This is a genomic window from Rhizobium sp. AB2/73 (assembly GCF_020871915.1).
Taxonomy (GTDB): Bacteria; Pseudomonadota; Alphaproteobacteria; order Rhizobiales; family Rhizobiaceae; genus Rhizobium; species Rhizobium dioscoreae.
The window spans coordinates 967,778-990,350 of the sequence record NZ_CP067071.1; the positions used below are offsets into that span (position 1 = coordinate 967,778).

Here is a 22,573-nt window from a genome sequence, read left to right on the forward strand (position 1 = left end):
GGCATCCCGCCGATCCGGAGAAGTTCTCGCTTTGGCGTATCGCAGCCCCCCAAAACCGCTTTTTGCCTCGCAGCAAGTTGGCGGAATTTATAAGTGCCGGTGGACAATCGAGGATTGCCGAGGCTGATTCGAGGAGCCATTGATGCTATCTCGCTGGAGGCAGAAATTCGGCAAGTACCGATTGTTGTGATCTGTCATCTCTGCATGGGTTGCGGGTCAGGACTCAACCCTTTTACAGGCAATAGCAATCTTATGAAAAGCGGCACAAGTGCGATTCTGTGGAACTTTATGTCGCTGTTCGGCCGCTTTTTTACTATTGCCGTTACTTAACGGCTCCTTTTTATTTTTCAGAAAATTTTAATTTTAAACCGCAAATAATACTCGTGCAAATTGCTTTGACCGCTTTTGCCCCTTATAAACTCGATCTGATGGGGCGCTTCTTTAAACCCGGGTGTGTTCAGATGATCGCACCTGATATTTTTGATTGTATTCCCGGCGTTTGGGCTTGTTGACGCGCGCCCGGTATGCTTTTCAAGGCGTCGATAGATTTGATGCATTCTATGTCCGATGTATGCCATCAGGTAATCACGGCAGCTAATTGGTTTGAGGGTTTTAATTGTTTCGTATTGGCGCCGTACTTTGTTGCGTGGTTCTGGCGGGGTGTAATTCCGTTTCGAGCGAAGGTCCGCTGGCTGGCGCTATTGTAAAAGATGCCGGTCAATCCAGTGTTGAATTGGGTCGCAGGAATGCCGCAGTTTTCGACATTGTCGACATCGACAGCCGCAGTGCGCGCCTGGTTTCCGACTATGTTTCTTCCACCCTCAATCGCCGTTTTGGCATGGGCGGTGGCGTCGGTCCGGTCGTTATCGGTGTCGGCGACGCATTGAAGGTGACGATTTTCGAAGCTGGTGCCGATGGCCTGTTTTCGACGGCGCAATCGAAGCAGGTATCGCTCGATATCGTCGTGCAGCCGGACGGCACGGCGGCAATCCCGTATGCCGGCTCGGTTCGATTCGCGGGCAAGACGCTTGACCAGGCTCGCAAGGCAATCCTGGCGGCGCTGGCTACAAAGGCCGTCGAGCCGGATGTCATCGTGACGAGCATGGGTACGCCGTCGCGCACCGTTACGGTTTCGGGCGCCGTTGGCCGTCCTTCCATGGTGCCGCTGGATCTGACCAGGGAAAAGATCACCGAAGTCATCGCCAAGGCCGGTGGACCCTCGACGCAACCCTATGAAACCTATGTTACGCTGGTTCGCGGCAGCAAGACCGGCACGGTTCTGCTGAAGTCGATCATCGAGCATCCTTCGGAAGATATCTATGTGCAGCCCGGCGATCAGATTTTCCTCGTCCGCGATCCGCGAACCTTCACCTTGCTCGGCTCTGTTCGTGGAGACGGCCGTATCGAGTTCGGAGCGAACGATCTGAATCTCCTCGAAGCGGTTGCCCTCGGTCATGGCGCGATCGACGATTCTAGCAATGCCAAGGGCTTCTTCCTGTTCCGCTACGAAGAGCCTGAAATCGCGAAGATTCTGCTCGGCCCCGCCCGTTTCCAGGATCTGCTGCGCAAGGGAATGGTGCCGGATGCCAAGGGACGCTATCCGATCGTTTATCGGTTCGATATGTCCAATCCTGACAGCCTCATCGTAGGGCAGACCTTCCCGGTCAAGAGCCGCGACGTCATCTACGTGTCGCGCCATCCGTCCGTCGACATCAGGAAGTTCCTGAATCTTATCGGTACGCCGCTAGGCATCGCGTCCCAGGGAGCAGCAACAGCGGTGAATCTGGGACAGTAATTCTGGAAAAATGAAAGAGCAGCGGTGCCATCCGGTCTACCTGCGCTTCTATTCGTCGGCGGATGCCGACATCTGTATGATTGTGACGGATCGTGCCTTGTCGGCAACGGAAATTCATAGCGAACTGACTTGTCGAGAACACGACAATCGTCGCAAGCAATAGCTGCGATCTTCGACTTGGATTGAAGGGTGCAAGAGATCGCATATTGCATCGGTAGTTGCGCTGCCTCATAGTGGTTGCACACGCATTTTTTTTGTTGATAACAACCACAGATAATAACGTGCGCAGTTGATATTGAATCTGGCCAGTTTGGTGCATTTCTTCGAGTATTGCTGAGAGAACATGACAGTTGAAATTATCGGACGCGCAAGCGTTGCCCCAGGGGCGAGTTCGATTGAAGAACTGCAGCTTGTCCTCAAGGAGGGGCGTTGTACCGTAAGCCGCATACCAGAGGAGCGCTGGGATCTCGCGCGCTTTTGGCATCCGGCTGTTGGTATTCAGGGGAAGACTTACAGTTTCGCAGCTGGCGTCTTCGATAATGTCTACGCCTTCGATCCAGCGGTTTTCGGCCTTTCCCAGCGCGAAGCGATGCAGATGGATCCGCAGCAGCGCATTCTTCTGAATATAGTCTGGCGCGCTTTGGAAGATGCAAACTTGCCGCTCGATGGATTCGAGGGCCAGCGCGTCGGCGTCTATGTCGGGGCATCCTCACTTGAATATGGCAATCTGACGCTGGAAGACCCCGCCTCGGGCAGTCCGTATTTCATGACGGGCAACACGCTTTCCATCGTTTCCAACCGCATCTCGCACATATTCGGATTGCGCGGACCGAGCATGACGATCGACACGGCCTGTTCGTCGTCGCTGGTCGCCCTCGATCAGGCGGTGAAGGCGCTGGAGGGCGGCGAGATCGATACGGCAATCGTCGGCGGCATCAATATCTTGCTCAACCCCATGTCCTTCGTAGGGTTTGCGCAGGCACGCATGCTCTCTCCAGAGGGCCTCTGCCGCGCGTATGACGATAATGGTCGCGGTTATGTCCGCGCAGAGGGCGGTGCGGCGATCGTATTGCGCCGGACAGACGTTGCGCTTCGCGAGAAGGACCGCAGCTATGCCAGGATCCATGCCGTAGGCGTCAATTCCTCGGGACGCACCAACGGCATTTCCATGCCGTCCCGTGAGGCGCAGGCCGCCCTGCTTCAGTCGATTTATGAAGGCTGCAATATCGATGTCAATCGCATCGCCTTCATCGAGGGGCATGGAACGGGGACGAAGGTCGGCGACCCCGCTGAAATATGGGCGATCGGTGAAGTCATAGGCCGCAATCGGCGCGCGCCGGTGCCGATCGGCTCGATCAAGACCAATATCGGCCATACCGAACCCGCATCCGGCCTTTTCGGGCTGTTGAAGGCCGTGATTGCGCTTGAGAATAATTTCCTTCCGGCTTCGCTGCATTTCGACCACCCGAACGAGTCCATCGACTTCGAGGGATTGAACGTTCGGGTCAACACATCAACGATCGAGCTTCTTCCGGCCAAGCAGGCACGCTTTGCCGGGATCAATTCCTTCGGCTTCGGCGGAACGAACGCTCACGTTGTCATCAGCGATCCCGATCCGATCGCGCCGCCAGAGCCGCCAATCCGAGGCGAGGGGATCGTTTTTGCCGTCAGCGCTCATACGGCGTCCGCTCTTTCGACTCTGCTTGAAGACTACAGGACCCGTCTTGAAACTGCCGAACCCAAGGAGGCTCGTCAGATCGTTGCTTCCGCTGCTGCCAATCGCGAACCCATGCGTCATCGTTTTGCTGCCCGCGCAAAGGACAGCGCGGCCGTGCTTGCCGCGATCGATGCGCATCTTGCAGGCAGAAATTCGGTCGGCGAGGCGGGCGAAGCTCCGGCGCAGGCTGCCAAGATCGCCTTCGTTTTTTCCGGCAACGGCTCGCAATGGGCGGGAATGGGTATCGGCGCCTATCAGGAAAACCGCCATTTCCGGCAATGCTTCCAATCCTTCAGCGCGCTCTTTGAATATTATCTCGGCGAAAAGCTGACCGATCTGCTCGTTGCTTCCGATCTTGCCGCACGCCTGGCCGATACCAAGATCGCGCAGCCGCTGCTGTTCGCAATCCAGGCTTCTCTTTCGGATTGTCTATGGTCCATGGGGGTCAAGCCCGATGCGGTCTTCGGCCATTCGGTCGGCGAAATCGCAGCCGCTTATGCCGCCAAGGCGCTGACGGCAGCCGAAGCGGTTGCAATCGTCGCCAAGCGCTCGTTGCACCAGGATCTCCTCGCCGGCGAGGGCAAGATGGCTGCCGTGGTGCTTGGCGAGGATGCCGCTCTGGCCTTTGCGAAATCCAAAGGTCTCGACAATATATATATAGCGGCGATCAATGCTCCGAATTCGGTAACGATCTCCGGTCCGGCCGATGAGATAGAGGCCTACAGGGACGCTGCGCGCAAATCCCAGATCGTCGCGCATGTTCTCGATATCAATTATCCGTTCCATCATCCGATCATCGACCGCGCCAAAGAGGCTTTTTTCGCGGACCTGCCCGATCTCGCGCCGGATAGCGGCACGGGGATCTTCATTTCGACGGTAACAGGCGAATTGCGCGACGGGCGCCTGCTGGACACGCAATATTGGTGGCGCAATGTTCGCGATCCTGTGCTCTTCAAGGCTGGTTGTCAGGCCGCGATGGCAATGGGATGCAACCTCTTCATCGAGATTTCGCCGCGCCCGATCCTGTCGAACTATGTGGCGGAGATCGCCAAACAGGCATCGGTTCAGGTCATTGCGATACCGACCTTGCTACGGGAAGCGCCTGTCGCCGACCATGATCCGGTTTCGCAATCATTTGCGCGGGCAGTCGCCAATGGAGCGCCTGCGCTGCGTGCCCGCGGCAGCGCCACCCGCAACGCCTTCGTCAAACTTCCGTCTCTGCCTTTCGAACCAGTGGAGCTTCGCACCCCTCCGACGACGGACGAGATCGATATCTTCGGTCGGGATCGCAAGAGCCCATATACGCTGCTCGGTTGGCGCGCCGATCTTAATGGTTCGAATTGGAAGAACCATCTCGATGCCCGTCTCTTCCCGGACCTTGCTGAACATGTGGTCGACGGCAAGGCCATCATGCCAGGCAGTGGCTTCGTCGAGATCGCGGTAACGGCGGCGCAACGCTATTACGGGACGGATGAGGTTGAAATCGGCAATCTCGAAATCATCCGGCCGCTGGAATTGTCCCAGGAGCGAATGGTCGAGCTATCGACCATCCTGTCGCCTGAGACCGGAGATATCGAGATCCGGTCGCGCGAACGCCTGAGCCATGACGAATGGACGGTTCACGTGGTTGGACGTTGCCGCAAGCCGCTGGCCGGCGAGGGGTACAGCAGATCCCTCGAGCGATCGGACACGGAGCGCAAATCGACGCTGACCTCCGACGTGACCTATGAAACGGCGGATCGTTTCGGATTGCATTATGGCCCGCATTTCCAGCTTCTGTCGAAAGCCGTGGCGTTTGGTCATCATGTGATCGAAGTGGACCTGAAACCGGCTGCCCCGCCGTCTCATCCCTTCGCCAGCTATAACCTCAATCCCATGTCGGTGGATGCGGCGTTTCACGGACTCGTCGCATTGTTCGATCAATTCTCCGGCGACGAAACCGGTGCTCCCTATATTCCCGTTCATTTCGGCACCGTGAGAGCTTTCGGCAAGGGAAGGCCGATCGTCAAAGCCGTTATCGAGATCGAGCGGTTCAGCGCGAATTCGATCAAGGCCCGTTTTACCCTGTTCGATGCAGATGCCAAGCCGGTCGTCGTTCTTGACGATAGCCGTTTCCGCCGTACACAGCTGCGCCGCAGGGCAACGCTCGATTCCGTCGCCTTTCATTATGAGGGCGTGCCTTCGGCTCTTTTCGCCGGCGGAGACAGACCCGGCGCCGGCACACGGCTGATTTCATTGCACGACGGCTCCAATGGGAACCATGCACTCAACAATGCAAGTCTTCTTCTTGATGCCGCGATCTATCGGGCCTGCCATGATATCGCGCTGAAGGTTGCGGACCGCAACGGTACCGTCGCATTCTCCGGCCTTCCCGGCGATCCCGAGTTCAGGTCTTTCCTTGTCAATTGCCTCTACATTTTGGAGGACGCCGGCATCGCGGAAACGGGAGACGGCAGGTGGCATGTTCCCCTTGAACCGACGCTGCCGCCGGTGGCGGAACTGCTGCAAGAAATCTATCGTGAGGACGCCGGGCGCGTGGCCGAGAGTGTCCTCGTTGGCGATGCCTATCGCGAGACGCTCGAGCAACTGGCGGCGATACGCCCGCATGTGCTGGGGCGTGAGCCTGCGGCCCAGGGCGCAAATATGCCGGGTGGGGCGACGCTGGAGCATGTGCTTGTACATTCTCCGTTGAGCCAGAGACGGCTTTCGATGCTGGCGGAGGCATTGGCTTCCTCCATCGAGGCCAATGACGGGCCGATTGGGCACGTTCTTGAGGTCGGCTCGATATCGGTTGCGTTCAGTCGAAAGCTGGCAACGATCGCCGCAGCCTCAGGTGCATGTCTCGTGATCGCTGAGCCGCGCGAGCAAGCCCGTCGAGCATTGGAGATCGCCTTCGAGCGTGACGCGCATGTTATCGTTGCCGATCCTGTCAGGCTGACGGATCACCATGTCGCCGACATCGTGGTCGCCTCCGGCGATCAGAGCCAGCATCTGATGCGCCACAATGACGAGATCAAGCGGATGGTCCGGTCGGTCGCCGCCAGCGGCGCGCAGCTGCTGCTCGTCGATCGCGCACCGAGCGCCTTCAATGATTTCGTCTTCGGTCTTTCCGAAAGCTGGTTTGCCGATAGCCAGTCGCCGGAATTCCCCGTCGGACGGCTCGGTACGCCCCAGCAGATTGCCGATCTCCTCGGAACTCTGGGCTTTGCCAAGTCTCTGATCCAGGAACAGACTTTCCCCGAAGGTGCGCTGATTACGGTGTCGGCCGTCTCCGAGCGGCAGCCGGCGGAGGATATTGTTGCCGAAGCCGTCGATCCGATCCTGATCTTGTCGGAGCAAGGCCGGAAGGGTCTCGGCAGGCTGGGCAAGAATATAACGATCATCGATCTCGACGCATCGTCTCCGGATATTGTCGACGCTCTCGATGCCATTGACCCGGCTACGCGCCGCGTCGTCTATCTTGCGGATATGAAGCGCGGCGATGCAGCGGAACTCTCGTTGTCACGTCTCTCCGCCTTCACGCAGTTAGCGAACCTGCTGTCTCAGCACGCCGATGGAGCACGGCCTCGAATGGTCATCGTGGCGCCTGGCGGCTCTCCGCTGTCGGCTGGCTCTCTCGATGGTGCCAATGCGGGCCTGTGGGCTTTCGGACGCGTCCTGCAGAATGAATATGATGCCTTTGACGTGCACCTGCTGGATGCCGATATGGCTGGCAGTCGAGCGCTATTGGTGGTCGATACCCTGATGGTCGCGGAAACGGACAATAGGGAATGGTTCCTGGATCGCGCGACCGGAAGGGTCCGGGAAGTCCGAGCTGTGGCCGGTCCCTTCGATGCCATCGAAGCGAGCCGCAGTGATTTCACAGCAGCAACGATCCGCCAGCATGTGAGCGGGCGTCTGGACAGCGTAGCGTGGGAGGAGGCGAGTCTTCCCGCGCCCGACGGGGGCGAAGTTGTCGTCTCCGTCGAAGCCACCGGCCTCAATTTCCGGGATGTCATGTGGGCTATGGGCGTTCTGCCCGAGGAAGCATTGGAAGACGGCTTTGCCGGTGCCACGATCGGCATGGAATTTGCCGGCCGAGTTCTTGCCGTGGGCGACGCGGTCGATGATCTCAAGCCGGGCGATAAGGTGATGGGAATCGGGCCTGCGGCATTCTCGACTCATGTGCGTGTCCATCGCGATGGCGTGACAAAGCTGCCGGAGCAGATGGAAACCGTTGCTGCCGCCACTGTGCCGGTTGCCTTTCTGACCGCCTATTATGCGATGGTCGAGCTTGGACGCATTGAGCCCGGCGAGACCATCCTGATCCATGGAGCTGCCGGCGGCGTCGGCCTGGCTGCACTCCAGATCGCCAAGCACAGGGGAGCGAAGGTGATCGCCACGGCCGGCACGGTCGAGAAGCGCGGCTTCCTCGAAATGCTCGGCGCCGATCACGTGCTTGATTCCCGCTCTCTGGATTTCGTTTCCGGCGTGCGGCGGCTTACGGGTGGCGAGGGGGTCGATCTCGTTCTGAATTCGCTCTTTTCCGAAGCGATGGAACGGAGCATCGAGCTGGTCAAGCCTTTTGGCCGTTTCCTGGAGCTTGGCAAGCGTGATTATTACGCCGACCGCAAGATCGGCCTGCGTCCATTCCGGCGCAATGTCAGCTATTTCGGTATCGATGCCGATCAGCTTCTGGTCAATGTACCCGACCTGACACGGCGCATATTCAGGGAGATCGGTCAGCTTTTCGCCGAAGAAAAGCTGACGCCGCTGCCGTATCGCGCCTTCGCTTATGACGAGATCGGCAACGCTTTCCGGTTGATGCAGAATGCCGGCCATATCGGCAAGATCGTGGTGCGCCCGCCTGTTGCTCGTGTCGACAGCGTCTTGCGAGCGCCTGCGAAATCTCTGCGCTTCGATGCCGGAGGCGTTTTTCTCGTTGCGGGCGGCATTGGCGGCTTCGGGCTATCCGCCGCCGATTGGCTTGTTTCCAGGGGTGCGCGCCGCATAGCTCTGTGCTCGCGCCGAGGCATTGCCGATGCGGAAACGAAAAAGGCGATAGCCGATTGGGCCAGGCGGGGTGTGGTGACGACGCTGCATGCCTGCGATATCACCGATGCTGCCGCGGTTGAGACGCTGCTTGCCTTGCTTCGCTCCGAAGGAGCGCTGAAGGGTGTCGTTCATGCCGCCATGGTTCTGGACGACGCGCTGCTCGCCAACCTGACGCCGGAGCGCAATCGTCCCGTTCTCGAGGTCAAGATCCGCGGTGCGGAAAATCTGGATCGCCTGACGCGAGACGACAAGCTGGAGCTTTTCCTGCTGTTCTCCTCGGCAACGACCATGCTCGGCAATCCCGGCCAGGCGAATTATGTGATGGCAAACGGCTACTTGGAGGGCCTGGCGCGTGCGCGCCGCGCTGCCGGCAAGTGCGCGCTCGCCGTCGGTTTCGGCGCCATCGCCGACAAGGGCTTCCTTGCCCGCAATATCGAGGTCAATGATCTCCTTTCCAAGCGCATCGGCAAGGCTGCGCTGAAGGCACGCGATGCTCTGGAGCAGGTGGAGCGTTATATGCTTGCGGACAGAGGCGCGATCGATGCAGCGGCGGTCATGATCGCCGAGATCGATTGGAATGCCGTGCGCCTGCTGCCGATCTCAGGCCGGTCGCTGTTCGAGCCGCTGATGCGCCATGGAGGCAGTCATCAGGTCTTCAACGAGGGAGACAACGTCGATCTCAGGGAGCTGATCAGGGGGAAATCGGAAGGGGAGGCTCAGGCCGCGCTGCATGCGCTCATCGCTGCGGAGATTGCCGCCATCCTGCGCGTGACGGAAGACACGGTGACGCCTGACAAGGTGTTGAAGGATATCGGGCTCGATAGCCTGATGGCCATGGAGCTCGGCATGAGCTTCCAGCAGAAGACCGGCTTCGATATTCCTCTGAGCGGCGTAGGCGAGGGTACCACCGTGGGCGATGTCGTCAGCCGCTTGCGTGATCGTGTCATGAATCGCAATGGTGATGACGCTAATGGCGACGCAGCGGGTGATGACGGTGTGGTCGAGCGTCTGGCTCGCAGCCATGCCTCAGACCAGGAAAAAAGGGCCGTCCAGTGACCATGTATGATGCCGATGATGGCAATCCGGCTGAGCGGAAGAAGAGCAAGCTGCTCGAGCAGATGCGCCGAGTTGGCGAATCCTCCGGCCGCAATCGGACCGAACGGCTGAACCGGCAGCCGCAGGCACAGCCGCGCCAGGTGACGTGCTTCGAGGATCTGCCGGAATACAAGCGCGTCGCAACGCAGCGCATTGCGGGGGAATTGCTTGGCGTTGCCAATCCCTTCTACCGATCGCATGATGCCGCTGCGGGCGCGACGACGCGCATCGGCGGGCGCGAGTTCGTCAATTTTGCTTCTTATGACTATCTGGCGACCAATACCGATCCGCATGTTGCCGCACGTGCGAAAGAAGCGATCGACCGCTTCGGAATTTCGGCGTCGGCAAGTCGCCTCGTGGCGGGAGAGCGGCCTGGTCACGTCGAGCTCGAGCGCAGGCTCGCCGCCGTCTATGGTGTCGATGCCGCCGTCTGCTTCGTCAGCGGCTACCTTACCAATGTTGCCGCGATCGGCTGCCTGATGGGGCCACAGGATCTCGTGATCCACGACGAATTCATTCATAACAGTGCGCTTGCCGGCATCAAGCTTTCCGGCGCGGCACGCCGTCTGTTTCAGCATAATAATGTCGAGAATCTCGAAAATATCCTGAAGACGCTCTCATCGGATTTTCGGCGCATCCTCGTTATCGTCGAAGGCATCTATTCGATGGATGGCGATATCGCCGATCTGCCGGCCCTGCTGGAATTGAGGGCGCGCTACGGTTTTTGGCTGATGGTCGACGAAGCGCATGCGCTTGGCATTCTTGGCAAGACGGGCCGTGGCACATTCGAGCATTTCGATCTCGATCCGCGTGATGTCGATATCTGGATGGGCACGCTGTCGAAGACGACCTCCAGCTGTGGCGGCTATATTGCCGGCAGCAGCGCACTTGCCGATATTCTAAAAGCGGAAGCCGGCGGTTTCGTCTATAGCGTCGGTCTCTCACCGGTTCTCGCCGCCGCCGCCATTGCTGGCCTCGATATCCTCAAATCCGAACCGGAGCGAACCGAACGCCTCAGGCGTAACGGCCATCTTTTTCTCGAAGAAGCTGAGGCGGCGGGCCTCGATACCGGCCTCAGCATGGGTCATTCGGTGGTGCCCGTGATCGTCGGCGATTCGCTTCGTGCGGCGCAGCTTTCGAACGACCTGCTCGCCGAAGGCATCAATGTGCTGCCTATCATCCATCCGGCGGTGCCGGAAGGCATGGCGCGGCTCCGCTTCTTCATCACCTGTAATCACACCGAGGAACAGATCCGGCGGGCGGTCGCGCTCACGGCCGAAAAACTCAAGAGTTTGGAGGACCGCAATTTCGGTCTCGCCTCGCTGGATATGGACAAGATGATGCAGCTGCTGCCCCTGGCTCAGGCTCCAGGCGGCTCATAAGTTCGGGGCGGTCGTCTCATGCACGTTATCGTCACGGGAGGTTCAAGCGGAATTGGTCTGGCGGTAGCGAAGCTTTATGCGGCCAGGGGCGCTCGAGTTTCGCTTCTTGCCCGCGATGTGGGGCGGCTCGAAGCGGCGCGCGCCGAAATCGCAGCGCTTCCCGGTGTCGACGACGCATTCATCCGGGCGGCTTCCGCTGATGTGGCCTCGGCCGAGCAGACCGCGGAGGCGGTAAAGCTTTGCGAGGCGTCCCTTGGTCCGTGTGATATCCTCATAACTTCTGCGGGCATCGTCGAGCCTCGCGCCTTCGATGCAATGCCGGCATCGGTTTTCGATGAGCAGATCTCCATCAATGTCCTCGGAACGGCCAATGCGGTTCGCGCTGTTTATAAAGGCATGAAGAGCCGGCGCGGCGGCCGGATCATGATGATCTCTTCGGGCGCTGCCTTGATCGGTATCTTCGGTTACACCGCCTATTGCGCATCCAAATCTGCGTTGGAGGGTTTTGCCGAAGCTTTGAGTGCCGAGGCTGGTGCTTCGGGCGTAAAGATTTCGATCTGCTTTCCGCCCGATACGATGACGCCGCAATATCGCCGGGAAATCTCGCTCAGGCCCCGCGAGGCGGAGGTGGTGATGGGGGCCGTCAAACCGTGGAGCGCGGAGGTGGTCGCGGCAAAAATCGTCCACGGACTGGATCGCGGCAAGCAGAGAATCCATTTCGGATTTTCGCTGACGGCGCTTGCATTTTTCGGACCATTGATAAAACCGCCGCTGCTATGGTGGTTTTCGCGCACGACGCGAAAAATATTTGGTGGGGAGGGGGTACGCGGTCTTGCCGATACCGCCGAGCAACGCTTTGATAGTGATAAGTAATACGAAACAACTACCGGTGTTGCGCTGTCGGTGAAACACGTGCAAGAGAAGGTAAGTCAGGGAATTGGCGGCCCGTTCCTCGCGGATATGAGAATGTCATGGAGGCGGCGGGCATTTGGATGGCGCAATCTTGAAGCTTCATGATTTTCCAGTTCTTTTGACGCTCGCCTGCTTCGCGTTTTCCTGCGTCATCGTCCTGCTGACTGATCCTTTCGCAATGCCGGCTGCCGTCACCGCCGAGAATCGCCCGAAAAGAAGCTGGCGGCGGGTAGCCTGCGACTGGGCGGCGAGGATTCCGGTTATCATATTGATCTATGTCGCCTTCTTCGCCATCTCCTGGCGCCCGCTCTACAGCACGCAGGCTGTCATCAGCTTCTTCGTCATCTTCACGGGCATATCGCGGGCGAAGTTCGAGTTTATCCGTGAGCCTCTGGTTTTTTCGGACATCGCGCTCGTCGTAGATGTCTTCAAATACAAGGAGATCTTCTACGCAACTTCGCTGAACATCGTCTTCTGGATCATCGCCTTCGCTTATGTTTTCGGCCTCAGCGGCCTCTACATGTATCTCGAGCCGTCGGTTTTGCCTTCGTCGAACCAACTGCTGTGGATCCTGTTGATGTTGGTGGTCGCCTTCGCGCCATGGCTCGCGCTGTTCAGCAGGGTCGTCAGCGAACCGGTCTGCCGTTTCACACAAAAGTTTCTCGGCAGGGTTGATGTAAAGATCGATACGGTGCGGTTTGGCACATTCGCTTCCGTCGTCTTTCATTTCGTCATCTGGGTTGGTGTCCGGCGCGAGGCGATCGTCTCGGAATTGTCCGGGCGCTTCATGTCGGCGCTTCAGGAGCTTTGGGACCATGGTGAAGACGAACCGCTCATCGTCGTCTGGCAATCCGAATCCTTCATCGACCTGAGACATTTCGGCGTCAACAATATCAAGCTTCCCAATCTCGACCGCCTGCGTGAGCAGGCCGCGCAATGGGGCCGCATGACCAGCGTCTTCGAGGGTGGCTATACGCTGCGAACCGAATTTGCCGTCTTGAGCGGGCTGCTGCCCGAAAATGTGCATATCGATGCCAGCTACCCCTATCTGCGCGCCAGCCACTATAAGGATGTGGTCTGGCCGGCGCGGCTGAAGAAGGCGGGCTGGAAGACACAGTTCATCCATCCCTACGACAAGACATTCTTCCTTCGCCACAAGGCATTGCCGCAGCTCGGCTTCGACCGGATGATGATGCTGGACGAGTTTGATCACAATCCGGAACGCGATGGACCCTATGTCAGCGATCTCTCGCTGACCAAGAGTGTGATTCGGACGATCGACGACGATGGCGTGGGCAAAAATTTCCTCTTTGTCGCATCCATGGCGAACCATGGCCCCTGGGAGCCGGGCCGCTGCGGCGACCTCGTCAATCCGGTGGATATCTATGGCGAGCTCCTGATGCGCGCCGATCATGCGCTCGGCAATCTCGCCCATCACCTCGACAGGCTGGATCGCCCGGTCTGGCTGCTCTTCTATGGCGATCATGCGCCTTTGCTGAAGGCCTTTGCCGATCCTTTCCCCGATCCGCGCACCGATTACGTCATCGTTCCGCTAGGCCGCGCGCGCGCCCATTCCCAAAAGCCGCAGCAACCGCAGGAAGAGGCGCCCTGGAATCTGATCGGCACATTGCTGCACTATGCCGGGCTTGCCACCGAGGTCGCGGAATGATGCCCAGTGGGGAAGGGGTCACGCGCCCGCGCGTCTTCCTCTTCCTGCAGGGGCCATCCTCGCCTTTGTTCGTTGAGACTGCCAGGATATTGGAAAAGGCTGGCGGCCGCTGCATCCGCATCAACTTGAATGCCGGGGATTGGATTTCTTGGCGCTGCCGCGGCGCCTCCAATTATCGCGGCGGTTTTGCCGGATGGCGCGCCTATGTCAGGCAGCGAATCGAGGCCGAGAACGTCACCGACCTGATCCTGCATGGCGAGGAGCGCCCCTACCATCAGGTTGCCATCGAGGAGGCGCGGCGTACCGGCGTTACCGCCAATGTCGTCGAAATGGGATATTTGCGGCCCGACTGGGTGACGCTTGAGCGAGATGGCCTCTCCTCCAATTCGCACTTTCCGGCCGATCCTGCCTATATATTGAAAGCAGCGTCCAAGCTGCCGGAACCGGATTGGAAACGCCGCTACAATCAAACTTTTCTGGCGGAAGCCCTTTACGATCTTGCCTATTATCTCCCGACCGTCTTTCTGTGGTTCCTCTATCCAGGCTATCGGCGGCACGGGCTCTACCATCCCCTAATGGAATACGCCGGCTGGCTGAGGAAACTTCCTTTCAGGGGCAGGAGGGCACGAGAGGCAGAGGGTGTGATCAAGGATCTGATTGCCGCCGGCAAGCGCTTCTTCGTCTATCCGCTGCAGCTTCAGACCGATTTTCAGTTGCGAGCGCACTCGCCCTTCCATCAGCAGCAGGATGCTATCCGGTTGATTCTTCGTTCCTTCGCGGAGAATGCGGCATCCGACGCGCATCTCGTCCTCAAGCTGCATCCGCTCGATCACGGGCTGGTGGATTGGCGCGCCTATGTCGACCGTATCGGCGCCTCATGCGGATTGTCGGCTCGCATTCATCTGATCGATGGTGGCAATCTCGATCGGTTGATTGCCGCCAGCCAGGGCATGGTGACAGTCAACTCGACGGCGGCCCTTTCCGCACTGCAGGCTGGGAAGCCGGTCAAAGCGCTGGGAGCGGCGGTCTACGATATCGATGGTTTGAGCGATCAAGGTAGCCTGGATCGATTCTGGTGGGAGCCGATACCGCCGTCGCCGGAGCTATGCAGCGCATTTTTTCGCCTGCTGGCCGCGGCGGTACAGCTACGCGGCAACTTTTGCTCGCGCGAGGGCGCGCGCGCCGCCGCCGCGCAGATCGCGGGGAGACTGCTGTCGCGGACGGTCAACCTGCCGGATGCCTACATCGAGCCGCCGCCAAGGCGGCGACCGATAAAATTTCATGTGCCGTAATGAAGATGCAATGGGATGGAAGAGGAATTGTCGCCCCCGCGAGGGTCTTCAGGCTGAAATTGACAACGAGGCCACTTACATGTGGACTGACGCGGAACTCAGCGCAGCGATTCGACACTGGGAATGAATGTGGATAACGGTTTGCCGGGAGCAAACGCCATGGATGACAGCAAGATGGAACGATTCATGTTGAAGGAGCTGCTTGTTATCATAGCAGCCCTCGTGCTTGTTTCCGTCGTACTTCTGGCCGTCATCATTCTCGGCAACTACTGAGCCACAGGTGTCGGACGCACAAACGCGCTCATCGTGATTGCTGCCTACAGCCGCCGATCATTCAAACTGACAATCAAACATGTGAAGAATGGTGGGCGATGAGAGACTCGAACTCCCGACATCCTCGGTGTAAACGAGGCGCTCTACCAACTGAGCTAATCGCCCTTCTGCGAAGCGGGTCATTGCCCCGCCGCGTTCGGTGGCCGTGATCTATGCGGAACGACGACAAACCGCAAGAGTGTTTGTGAAGATTTTTTGATTTTTTTGAATTTTACACCTCTCCGGCCGTCGTCATCCACATGAGCAGATGTGAGGCTTACTGGATTGCTCCTGTGCATATCAGGCGCGAATGAAATGCGCGGAGCGGGAACCTGCCATGTTAAATCGCCGGAACGGAAAGTTGCGGGCGAGCTTGTCCAAAACAATTCGCACTCTGTCATCGATTTGTATTCAAACCTGCTTGACACCCAAACACGAACCCCGTAGTTAGCCGCTCATCGAACGGCGAGGGCCGCTTTGATGGGTGCGGAAGCATCTGGAATGCTTGAAATGAAATGCGGGTGTAGCTCAGTCGGTTAGAGTGCCGGCCTGTCACGCCGGAGGTCGCGGGTTCGAGCCCCGTCACTCGCGCCATTTCAAGGTAAATTTCGGATCCGCACCGGCTGAAAGGCCAAACAATGCGCGGGTGTAGCTCAGTCGGTTAGAGTGCCGGCCTGTCACGCCGGAGGTCGCGGGTTCGAGCCCCGTCACTCGCGCCATTCTCTCCAAGCCCTTACAATCAAACATCAATTTATTGCGATTGCGAAAGAGCCTTTTCGCGCCAGCGCTGATTTGTCGCGTTGCCGTCGCAACACATTGATATCTACCGCTCGACAGGACCCTAACAGACAGATTCAAAAGGCTTGCGCGCGCGCTCCGCCTGCGCTAACCACGGCTCTGTTGCAACGCTCTTTCGCTTGCTGGGCATTTGCTCAGATGCGCCGCCCCGGCGCTGATCGCAAGCAGGGATGGACATGATGACTGGACTGCTCAGTTCCTATATTCCGATAGCGATTTTCATTGGTATTGCCGTGGTAATCGGCCTGGCGCTGTTGATCACGCCGTTCGCCGTCGCCTTCAAGGCGCCCGACTCGGAAAAGCTGTCGGCTTACGAATGCGGCTTCAATGCATTCGATGACGCCCGCATGAAGTTCGATATCCGCTTCTATCTCGTATCGATTCTCTTCATCATCTTCGATCTGGAAGTCGCCTTCCTTTTTCCGTGGGCCGTATCCTTCGGCGCCATCGGCTGGTTTGGGTTCTGGTCGATGATGGTGTTCCTCGCGGTGCTGACCATCGGCTTTATCTATGAATGGAAGAAGGGAGCCCTGGAATGGGAGTAGCCCCAAGCAACACAACGCTCGTGGCGCCGCAGCCGAAGGGGATCATCGATCCCGCAACCGGCCGGCCGGTCGGCAGCAACGATCCGTTCTTCGGCGAAATCAACAATGAGCTCGCCGACAAGGGTTTTTTGGTCACTTCTACCGATGAACTGATCAACTGGGCCCGCACTGGCTCCTTGATGTGGATGACCTTCGGTCTCGCTTGCTGCGCCGTCGAGATGATGCAGGTTTCGATGCCGCGTTATGACGTCGAGCGCTTCGGCTTTGCACCGCGCGCTTCGCCGCGCCAGTCCGACGTCATGATCGTCGCCGGCACGCTCACCAACAAAATGGCGCCCGCGCTGCGCAAGGTCTATGACCAGATGCCCGAGCCGCGTTACGTCATTTCGATGGGTTCCTGCGCCAACGGCGGCGGCTACTATCACTATTCCTATTCCGTCGTTCGCGGATGCGACCGTGTCGTTCCGATCGACATCTATATTCCGGGCTGTCCTCCCACGGCGGAGGCACTGCTTTACGGCGTGCTTCTGCTGCAGAAGAAGATCCGGCGCACCGGCACGATCGAACGGTAAGGCAGGGGACAAGGTATTATGAGTGAAGCCCTGAACGAACTCGCCGCCTACCTCACGGAAGTTCGCAGCGCCCTGATTTCCTCGAGCGAGATCAAGTACGGCGAGCTGAACGTGACGACGACGACCGAAAACGTTATCGCCCTGCTGACCTTTCTGCGTGATGATGCCAAGTGCGGCTTCGTCAACATGACGGATATTTGCGGCGTCGACTGGCCGCAGCGCGCCGAGCGTTTTGACGTGGTATACCATCTGCTGTCGCCCAAGAAGAACCTGCGCATCCGCGTCAAGGTTCCCGTCGGCGAAGATCAGCCCGTTCCCTCCGCTTGTGGCGTCTATCCCGGTGCCGATTGGTTCGAGCGTGAAACCTGGGACATGTACGGTGTTCTCTTCACCGGCCATCCAGATCTGCGCCGCCTGCTGACGGATTATGGTTTCGAAGGCCATCCGCTGCGCAAGGACTTCCCGACGACCGGTTTCGTCGAGGTTCGTTATGATGATGCCGCCAAGCGCGTTGTCTACGAGCCGGTAGAGCTGAAGCAGGAATTCCGTAACTTTGACTTCCTGTCGCCATGGGAGGGCACCGATTATGTGCTGCCCGGTGACGAGAAGGCGAAGGCATAATTTGATGGCGTGTGGCGGGCTTTCCAGCCTGCCATCCTCTGACATTCTGAAAACGCGAGCATCGCCGCCATGACAGAACATAACGTTCGCAACTTCAACATCAATTTCGGCCCGCAGCATCCGGCTGCGCACGGCGTTTTGCGTCTTGTCCTCGAACTGGACGGCGAAATTGTGGAACGCGTCGATCCGCATATCGGCCTGCTGCATCGCGGCACTGAAAAGCTGATCGAATCGAAGACCTATCTTCAGGCTGTTCCTTATTTCGACCGCCTCGACTACGTGGCGCCGATGAACCAGGAGCATGCCTACGCACTGGCTGTCGAAAAGTTGCTCGGCATTGATATTCCGATCCGCGGCCAGCTGATCCGCGTTCTTTATTCGGAAATCGGCCGTATCCTGTCGCATCTTCTCAACGTTACGACGCAGGCCATGGACGTCGGCGCGCTGACGCCGCCGCTCTGGGGCTTCGAAGAGCGTGAAAAGCTGATGGTGTTCTACGAGCGGGCCTCCGGTTCGCGTATGCATGCCGCCTATATCCGTCCGGGTGGCGTTCACCAGGATCTCCCCGAAAAGCTCGTGCAGGATATTGGCGACTGGTGCGATCCCTTCCTGAAGGCGCTCGACGATATCGACGACCTCCTGACCGGCAACCGTATCTTCAAGCAGCGTAATGTCGATATCGGCGTGGTCTCGCTGGAAGACTGTTGGGCCTGGGGCTTCTCCGGCGTCATGGTCCGCGGCTCGGGTGCAGCCTGGGACTTGCGCAAGGCGCAGCCTTACGAATGCTACGCCGATCTCGAATTCGACATTCCGATCGGCAAGAACGGCGACTGCTACGACCGTTACCTCATCCGCATGATCGAAATGCGCGAATCTGTCCGCATCATGAAGCAGTGCGTCAATCGCCTGCTCGGCGATGCCAAGACCGGACCGGTTTCGTCGCTGGATGGTAAGGTCGTTCCGCCGAAGCGCGGCGAGATGAAGCGCTCGATGGAAGCGCTGATCCACCACTTCAAGCTTTACACCGAAGGCTATCACGTGCCGGCCGGCGAGGTTTATGCGGCTGTCGAAGCGCCGAAGGGCGAATTCGGCGTCTATCTCGTCTCGGACGGTTCCAACAAGCCGTATCGCTGCAAGATCCGCGCGCCGGGCTATGCGCATCTGCAGGCCATGGACTTCATGTGCCGCGGCCACCAGCTCGCCGACGTCGCGGCCGTGCTCGGCTCGCTCGATATCGTGTTCGGTGAGGTGGATCGTTGATGCGAGCCTGGCAGGTCTTCATTCCAGCGCTTCTCGTCGCCTGCGGTGCTTCGGCACAGCAGACCGGCAAGACGCCGGGCCTGCCGAGCATCAACCTGCAGAATTCGAATTCGATCAATTCGAATTCTGCGATTAGTGGAAGTGAGGTTGCGTCGGGCGGAGATTCGACCATGGGTGACCTCCTTTCCCGCGGTTACGAGATCAAGGCCGCTGTGCCGAATGGCGGTAAGTTTGTTGTGTTTATGCAGAAAGACCAGTCGGCCTATGCCTGCGAATTCTCGTCTCTGACGAATACGCGGTGTGGGTCCTTAAACTGAGATAAGGCGTGAAAGATGTCCGTTCGTCGACTAGCCGAAGATCAATTCCAGCCTGCCGCCTTCGCTTTCAATGCGGAGAATGCGGTCTGGGCTGAAAAGACGATCAAGAAATATCCCGAGGGTCGCCAGCAATCCGCGATCATCCCTCTGATGATGCGTGCGCAGGAGCAGGAAGGCTGGGTCACCAAGGCGGCTATCGAAACGATCGCCGACATGCTCGACATGGCCTATATCCGCGCGCTCGAAGTCGCGACTTTCTATACGCAGTTCCAGCTGCACCCCGTCGGTACGCGCGCCCACGTTCAGGTCTGCGGCACCACGCCCTGCATGCTGCGCGGCGCCGAGGGGCTGATCAAGGTCTGCAAGAGCCGGATCAACGATCACGCTTTCGAGCGCAATGGCGACGGCACGCTCTCCTGGGAAGAAGTCGAATGTCAGGGCGCCTGCGTCAACGCACCGATGGTGGTGATCGGCAAGGATACCTATGAGGATCTGACGCCGGCACGTCTCGAAGAGATCATCGATGCATTCGCCGCAGGCAAGGGTCACGAGATTCAGACCGGACCGCAGATCGATCGTGTTTTCTCCGCTCCGGAAGGCGGCTTGACGTCGCTGCTCTCGGATGAGGCGAAGGCAAAGAGTGTCGCGAGCAAGACGGCCAAGGCAACCGCTGACGCCGTATCGATCCCGCCGTCCGAAGCTGCCCGTGCCAAGAGCACGGATGCGGAAACCAATACGAGCCTGAAGACGCCGGCGACGGCGCCAAAAGAGGCAGCCAAGAACGCCAAGGCCGCCGAAACGCAGCCGCTTTCGGGCACTGCGGCCGCGGAACCCGTTGCCGGGAAGCCGTCGCTCGATGACAAGGATCGTCCCGCCGGCATCGAAAGACCGGCGCAGCCGGATAATCTGCAGCTCATTTCAGGTGTCGGGCCGAAGATCGAAGGGACCTTGCATGAGCTCGGCATCTTCACCTTCACGCAGATCGCAAGCTGGAATGAGGCCGAGCGCCGCTGGGTCGATGGCTATCTGAATTTCAGGGGCCGGATCGAGCGCGACGACTGGGTCAGGCAGGCTGAGGCACTCGCTAAGGGTGGCGAAGCGGAATATATCAAGGTCTTCGGCAAGAAGCCGCGGTAAGAGGTGAAGCATGTTACAAGATCAGGACCGCATCTTTACCAATATCTACGGCCTCAAGGATAAATCCCTAAAGGGCGCGATGTCGCGCGGGCATTGGGACGGCACGAAGCAAATCCTCGAAAAGGGTCGTGACTGGATCATCAACGAGATGAAGGCTTCCGGCCTTCGCGGTCGTGGCGGCGCAGGCTTCCCGACCGGCCTCAAGTGGTCCTTCATGCCGAAGGAAAGCGACGGTCGCCCGCATTATCTCGTCGTCAATGCCGACGAGTCGGAGCCCGGCACCTGCAAGGACCGCGACATCATGCGCCACGATCCGCATACGCTGATCGAAGGCTGCGTCATCGCCGGTTTCGCCATGGGCGCGAATACCGCCTATATCTATGTGCGCGGCGAATACATGCGCGAGCGCGAAGCTCTGCAGGCAGCGATCGATGAATGCTACGATGCCGGATTGCTGGGCAAAAACAATAAGCTCGGCTGGGATTTTGATGTTTTCGTTCATCACGGCGCCGGCGCTTATATCTGCGGCGAAGAAACCGCGCTGCTCGAAAGCCTGGAAGGCAAGAAGGGCCAGCCGCGCCTGAAGCCGCCATTCCCGGCCAATATGGGTCTCTACGGTTGCCCCACGACGGTCAACAACGTCGAATCCATCGCCGTAGCACCGACGATCCTGCGCCGCGGCGCCGGCTGGTTCTCCTCCTTCGGCCGCCCCAACAATGTCGGCACGAAGCTGTTCATGATCTCGGGCCACGTCAACCGTCCCTGCACGGTCGAAGAAACCATGGGCATCACCTTCCGCGAGCTGGTGGACAAGCATGCAGGCGGCGTTCGCGGCGGCTGGGACAACCTGCTTGCCGTCATCCCCGGCGGCGCATCGTGCCCGGTCGTTCCGGCTGCCGATATCATCGACTGCCCGATGGATTTCGACGGCCTGCGCGAAGTCAAGTCGTCCTTCGGCACGGCTGCGGCGATCGTCATGGACAAGTCGACCGACATCATCAAGGCGATCGCGCGCATCTCAGCCTTCTTCAAGCATGAAAGCTGCGGCCAGTGCACGCCGTGCCGCGAAGGTACGGGCTGGATGTGGCGCGTTCTTGAGCGTATGGCTCGCGGCAACGCCCAGAAGCGCGAGATCGACATGCTGTTCCAGGTGACGAAGCAGATCGAAGGTCATACCATCTGTGCGCTCGGTGACGCAGCCGCATGGCCGGTTCAGGGCCTGATCCGCAATTTCCGTCCCGAGATCGAAAAGCGCATCGACCAGTACACCGCCAACGCGACGAGCCACGGCGCGGTCCTGGAAGCAGCCGAATAAGGATCGAAAATGGCGAAGACCAACGATATCAGGCAGGACAGCGGAGCGACCGATCGTGCATCGGCCGATCTCGGCCGCGCCGCTGCCGATATATTTGGGAATGCGCCGATCATGCCGATCCATCCGCTGATGGCCCATCCGGCCGCGGCCATTGCCGCTGCGACCGCAATCGGTTTCGGCTTTACCTCGCAACTGGCCGGCGCATTTCTTGGCGCTTTCCAGGGTGCCGTTGAAGCGACCACCAAATTGGCCGAAGCCCTGGAAGACGAAAAGCATCAGGCTGAAGCCGCTGCGAAGCCGACTGCTGCGAATGGCGGGGCAGGGGACGCAAAGCCTCTAAAGGCAGCGCCCGTTGTCAAGACAGCTGCGCCGAAGCCAGTCGCATCGAAGCCGGCTGCTGCCAAGCAGAAGGCGGTTGGCTTAAAGAAGGCTGAGCCGAAGCCCGTAGTTGCCGCGCGCAAGGCCGCGACGACAACTGTAAAGAAGACAGCGAAGGATGAAGCCGCTGCACCTGTTGCCGCAAAGGCGGCTCCCGCGCGCGGCCGCAAGGCAGCTGAGAAGGCTGATGACCTGAAGCGGATTTCCGGTGTCGGTCCGAAGCTGGAGCAGGTGCTGAACGGACGTGGCATCAAGCGATTTGCCGATATTGCCGCCTGGAGCGATGCCGATATCGAGCGGATCGACACGGAGCTTGGCTTCGACGGACGCATCCGGCGCGACGACTGGGTTGGCCAGGCAAAGGCGCTGCTGCCGAAGGGCCGGAGCTGAGATTTTTCCTCGGCTGGATCGCCGCCGGGGAG

The 22,573-nt window shown here is 59.1% G+C and carries 15 protein-coding genes and 3 tRNA genes; 17 read left to right on the top strand and 1 reads right to left on the bottom strand.

Annotated elements, in window-relative coordinates; genetic code table 11:
* The first annotated feature begins 278 nt into the window (after positions 1-278).
* The 7 genes from I8E17_RS04880 to I8E17_RS04910 all read left to right on the top strand — a co-directional run bounded on the left by I8E17_RS04880 (position 279) and on the right by I8E17_RS04910 (position 14,896).
* Entirely contained in the window at positions 279-512 is a 234-nt protein-coding gene (locus tag I8E17_RS04880; protein ID WP_219510977.1) for a hypothetical protein, read from the top strand.
* Between the two features lie 104 nt (positions 513-616).
* The gene (locus I8E17_RS04885) at positions 617-1,795 is read left to right on the top strand and encodes a polysaccharide biosynthesis/export family protein (RefSeq protein WP_113366352.1); all 1,179 of its coding nucleotides are present in this window, start codon (positions 617-619) and stop codon (positions 1,793-1,795) included.
* Positions 1,796-2,138: 343 nt separating this feature from the next.
* A complete protein-coding gene (locus I8E17_RS04890) occupies positions 2,139-9,602 on the top strand; it encodes a type I polyketide synthase (protein WP_113366353.1) in 7,464 nt (2,487 codons plus the stop codon).
* A gap of 2 nt (positions 9,603-9,604) precedes the next feature.
* Positions 9,605-11,023, top strand: coding sequence for an aminotransferase class I/II-fold pyridoxal phosphate-dependent enzyme (locus tag I8E17_RS04895; RefSeq protein ID WP_069614981.1), 1,419 nt, complete (start codon positions 9,605-9,607; stop codon positions 11,021-11,023).
* 18 nt (positions 11,024-11,041) lie between these two features.
* Complete coding sequence (locus I8E17_RS04900; protein WP_069614980.1) at positions 11,042-11,896, top strand: SDR family oxidoreductase; 855 nt, start codon at positions 11,042-11,044, stop codon at positions 11,894-11,896.
* A gap of 130 nt (positions 11,897-12,026) precedes the next feature.
* Positions 12,027-13,604, top strand: coding sequence for a sulfatase-like hydrolase/transferase (locus tag I8E17_RS04905; RefSeq protein WP_113366362.1), 1,578 nt, complete (start codon positions 12,027-12,029; stop codon positions 13,602-13,604).
* Positions 13,601-14,896 carry a capsular biosynthesis protein gene (locus tag I8E17_RS04910; protein WP_113366354.1) on the top strand — a complete coding sequence of 432 codons (1,296 nt, stop codon included), beginning with the start codon at positions 13,601-13,603 and terminating at the stop codon, positions 14,894-14,896. Before I8E17_RS04905 ends, I8E17_RS04910 begins: the two co-directional genes overlap by 4 nt.
* Before the next feature lie 362 nt (positions 14,897-15,258).
* Here the strand turns inward: I8E17_RS04910 and I8E17_RS04915 are convergent.
* Positions 15,259-15,334, bottom strand: a tRNA-Val gene (locus I8E17_RS04915).
* Positions 15,335-15,725: 391 nt separating this feature from the next.
* On the opposite strand from I8E17_RS04915, the gene I8E17_RS04920 reads away from it, so the two are divergent.
* The 10 genes from I8E17_RS04920 (at position 15,726) to I8E17_RS04965 (ending at position 22,541) form a co-directional block, all read left to right on the top strand.
* Positions 15,726-15,802, top strand: a tRNA-Asp gene (locus tag I8E17_RS04920).
* A gap of 48 nt (positions 15,803-15,850) precedes the next feature.
* Positions 15,851-15,927, top strand: a tRNA-Asp gene (locus I8E17_RS04925).
* Between the two features lie 258 nt (positions 15,928-16,185).
* Complete coding sequence (locus tag I8E17_RS04930; protein ID WP_028754004.1) at positions 16,186-16,551, top strand: NADH-quinone oxidoreductase subunit A; 366 nt, start codon at positions 16,186-16,188, stop codon at positions 16,549-16,551.
* On the top strand, positions 16,542-17,123 hold the full coding sequence (locus I8E17_RS04935; RefSeq protein ID WP_015339504.1) for an NADH-quinone oxidoreductase subunit B: 582 nt from the start codon (positions 16,542-16,544) through the stop codon (positions 17,121-17,123). The genes I8E17_RS04930 and I8E17_RS04935 overlap by 10 nt, the downstream gene beginning before the upstream one ends.
* An 18-nt stretch (positions 17,124-17,141) precedes the next feature.
* Positions 17,142-17,744, top strand: coding sequence for an NADH-quinone oxidoreductase subunit C (locus I8E17_RS04940; RefSeq protein WP_069614978.1), 603 nt, complete (start codon positions 17,142-17,144; stop codon positions 17,742-17,744).
* Between the two features lie 69 nt (positions 17,745-17,813).
* The gene (locus I8E17_RS04945; protein WP_069614977.1) at positions 17,814-19,004 is read left to right on the top strand and encodes an NADH-quinone oxidoreductase subunit D; all 1,191 of its coding nucleotides are present in this window, start codon (positions 17,814-17,816) and stop codon (positions 19,002-19,004) included.
* Entirely contained in the window at positions 19,004-19,321 is a 318-nt protein-coding gene (locus I8E17_RS04950; protein WP_069614976.1) for a hypothetical protein, read from the top strand. The genes I8E17_RS04945 and I8E17_RS04950 overlap by 1 nt, the downstream gene beginning before the upstream one ends.
* A gap of 15 nt (positions 19,322-19,336) precedes the next feature.
* Positions 19,337-20,458 (top strand): NADH-quinone oxidoreductase subunit E, encoded by a 1,122-nt coding sequence (locus I8E17_RS04955; RefSeq protein ID WP_069614975.1) that lies wholly within the window; start codon positions 19,337-19,339, stop codon positions 20,456-20,458.
* Positions 20,459-20,468: 10 nt separating this feature from the next.
* The gene (gene nuoF, locus I8E17_RS04960; protein WP_069614974.1) at positions 20,469-21,773 is read left to right on the top strand and encodes an NADH-quinone oxidoreductase subunit NuoF; all 1,305 of its coding nucleotides are present in this window, start codon (positions 20,469-20,471) and stop codon (positions 21,771-21,773) included.
* A 9-nt stretch (positions 21,774-21,782) separates the two neighbouring features.
* Positions 21,783-22,541, top strand: a complete 759-nt coding sequence (locus I8E17_RS04965; protein ID WP_069614973.1) for a 5' DNA nuclease — start codon at positions 21,783-21,785, stop codon at positions 22,539-22,541.
* The last annotated feature ends 32 nt before the right edge of the window (positions 22,542-22,573 follow it).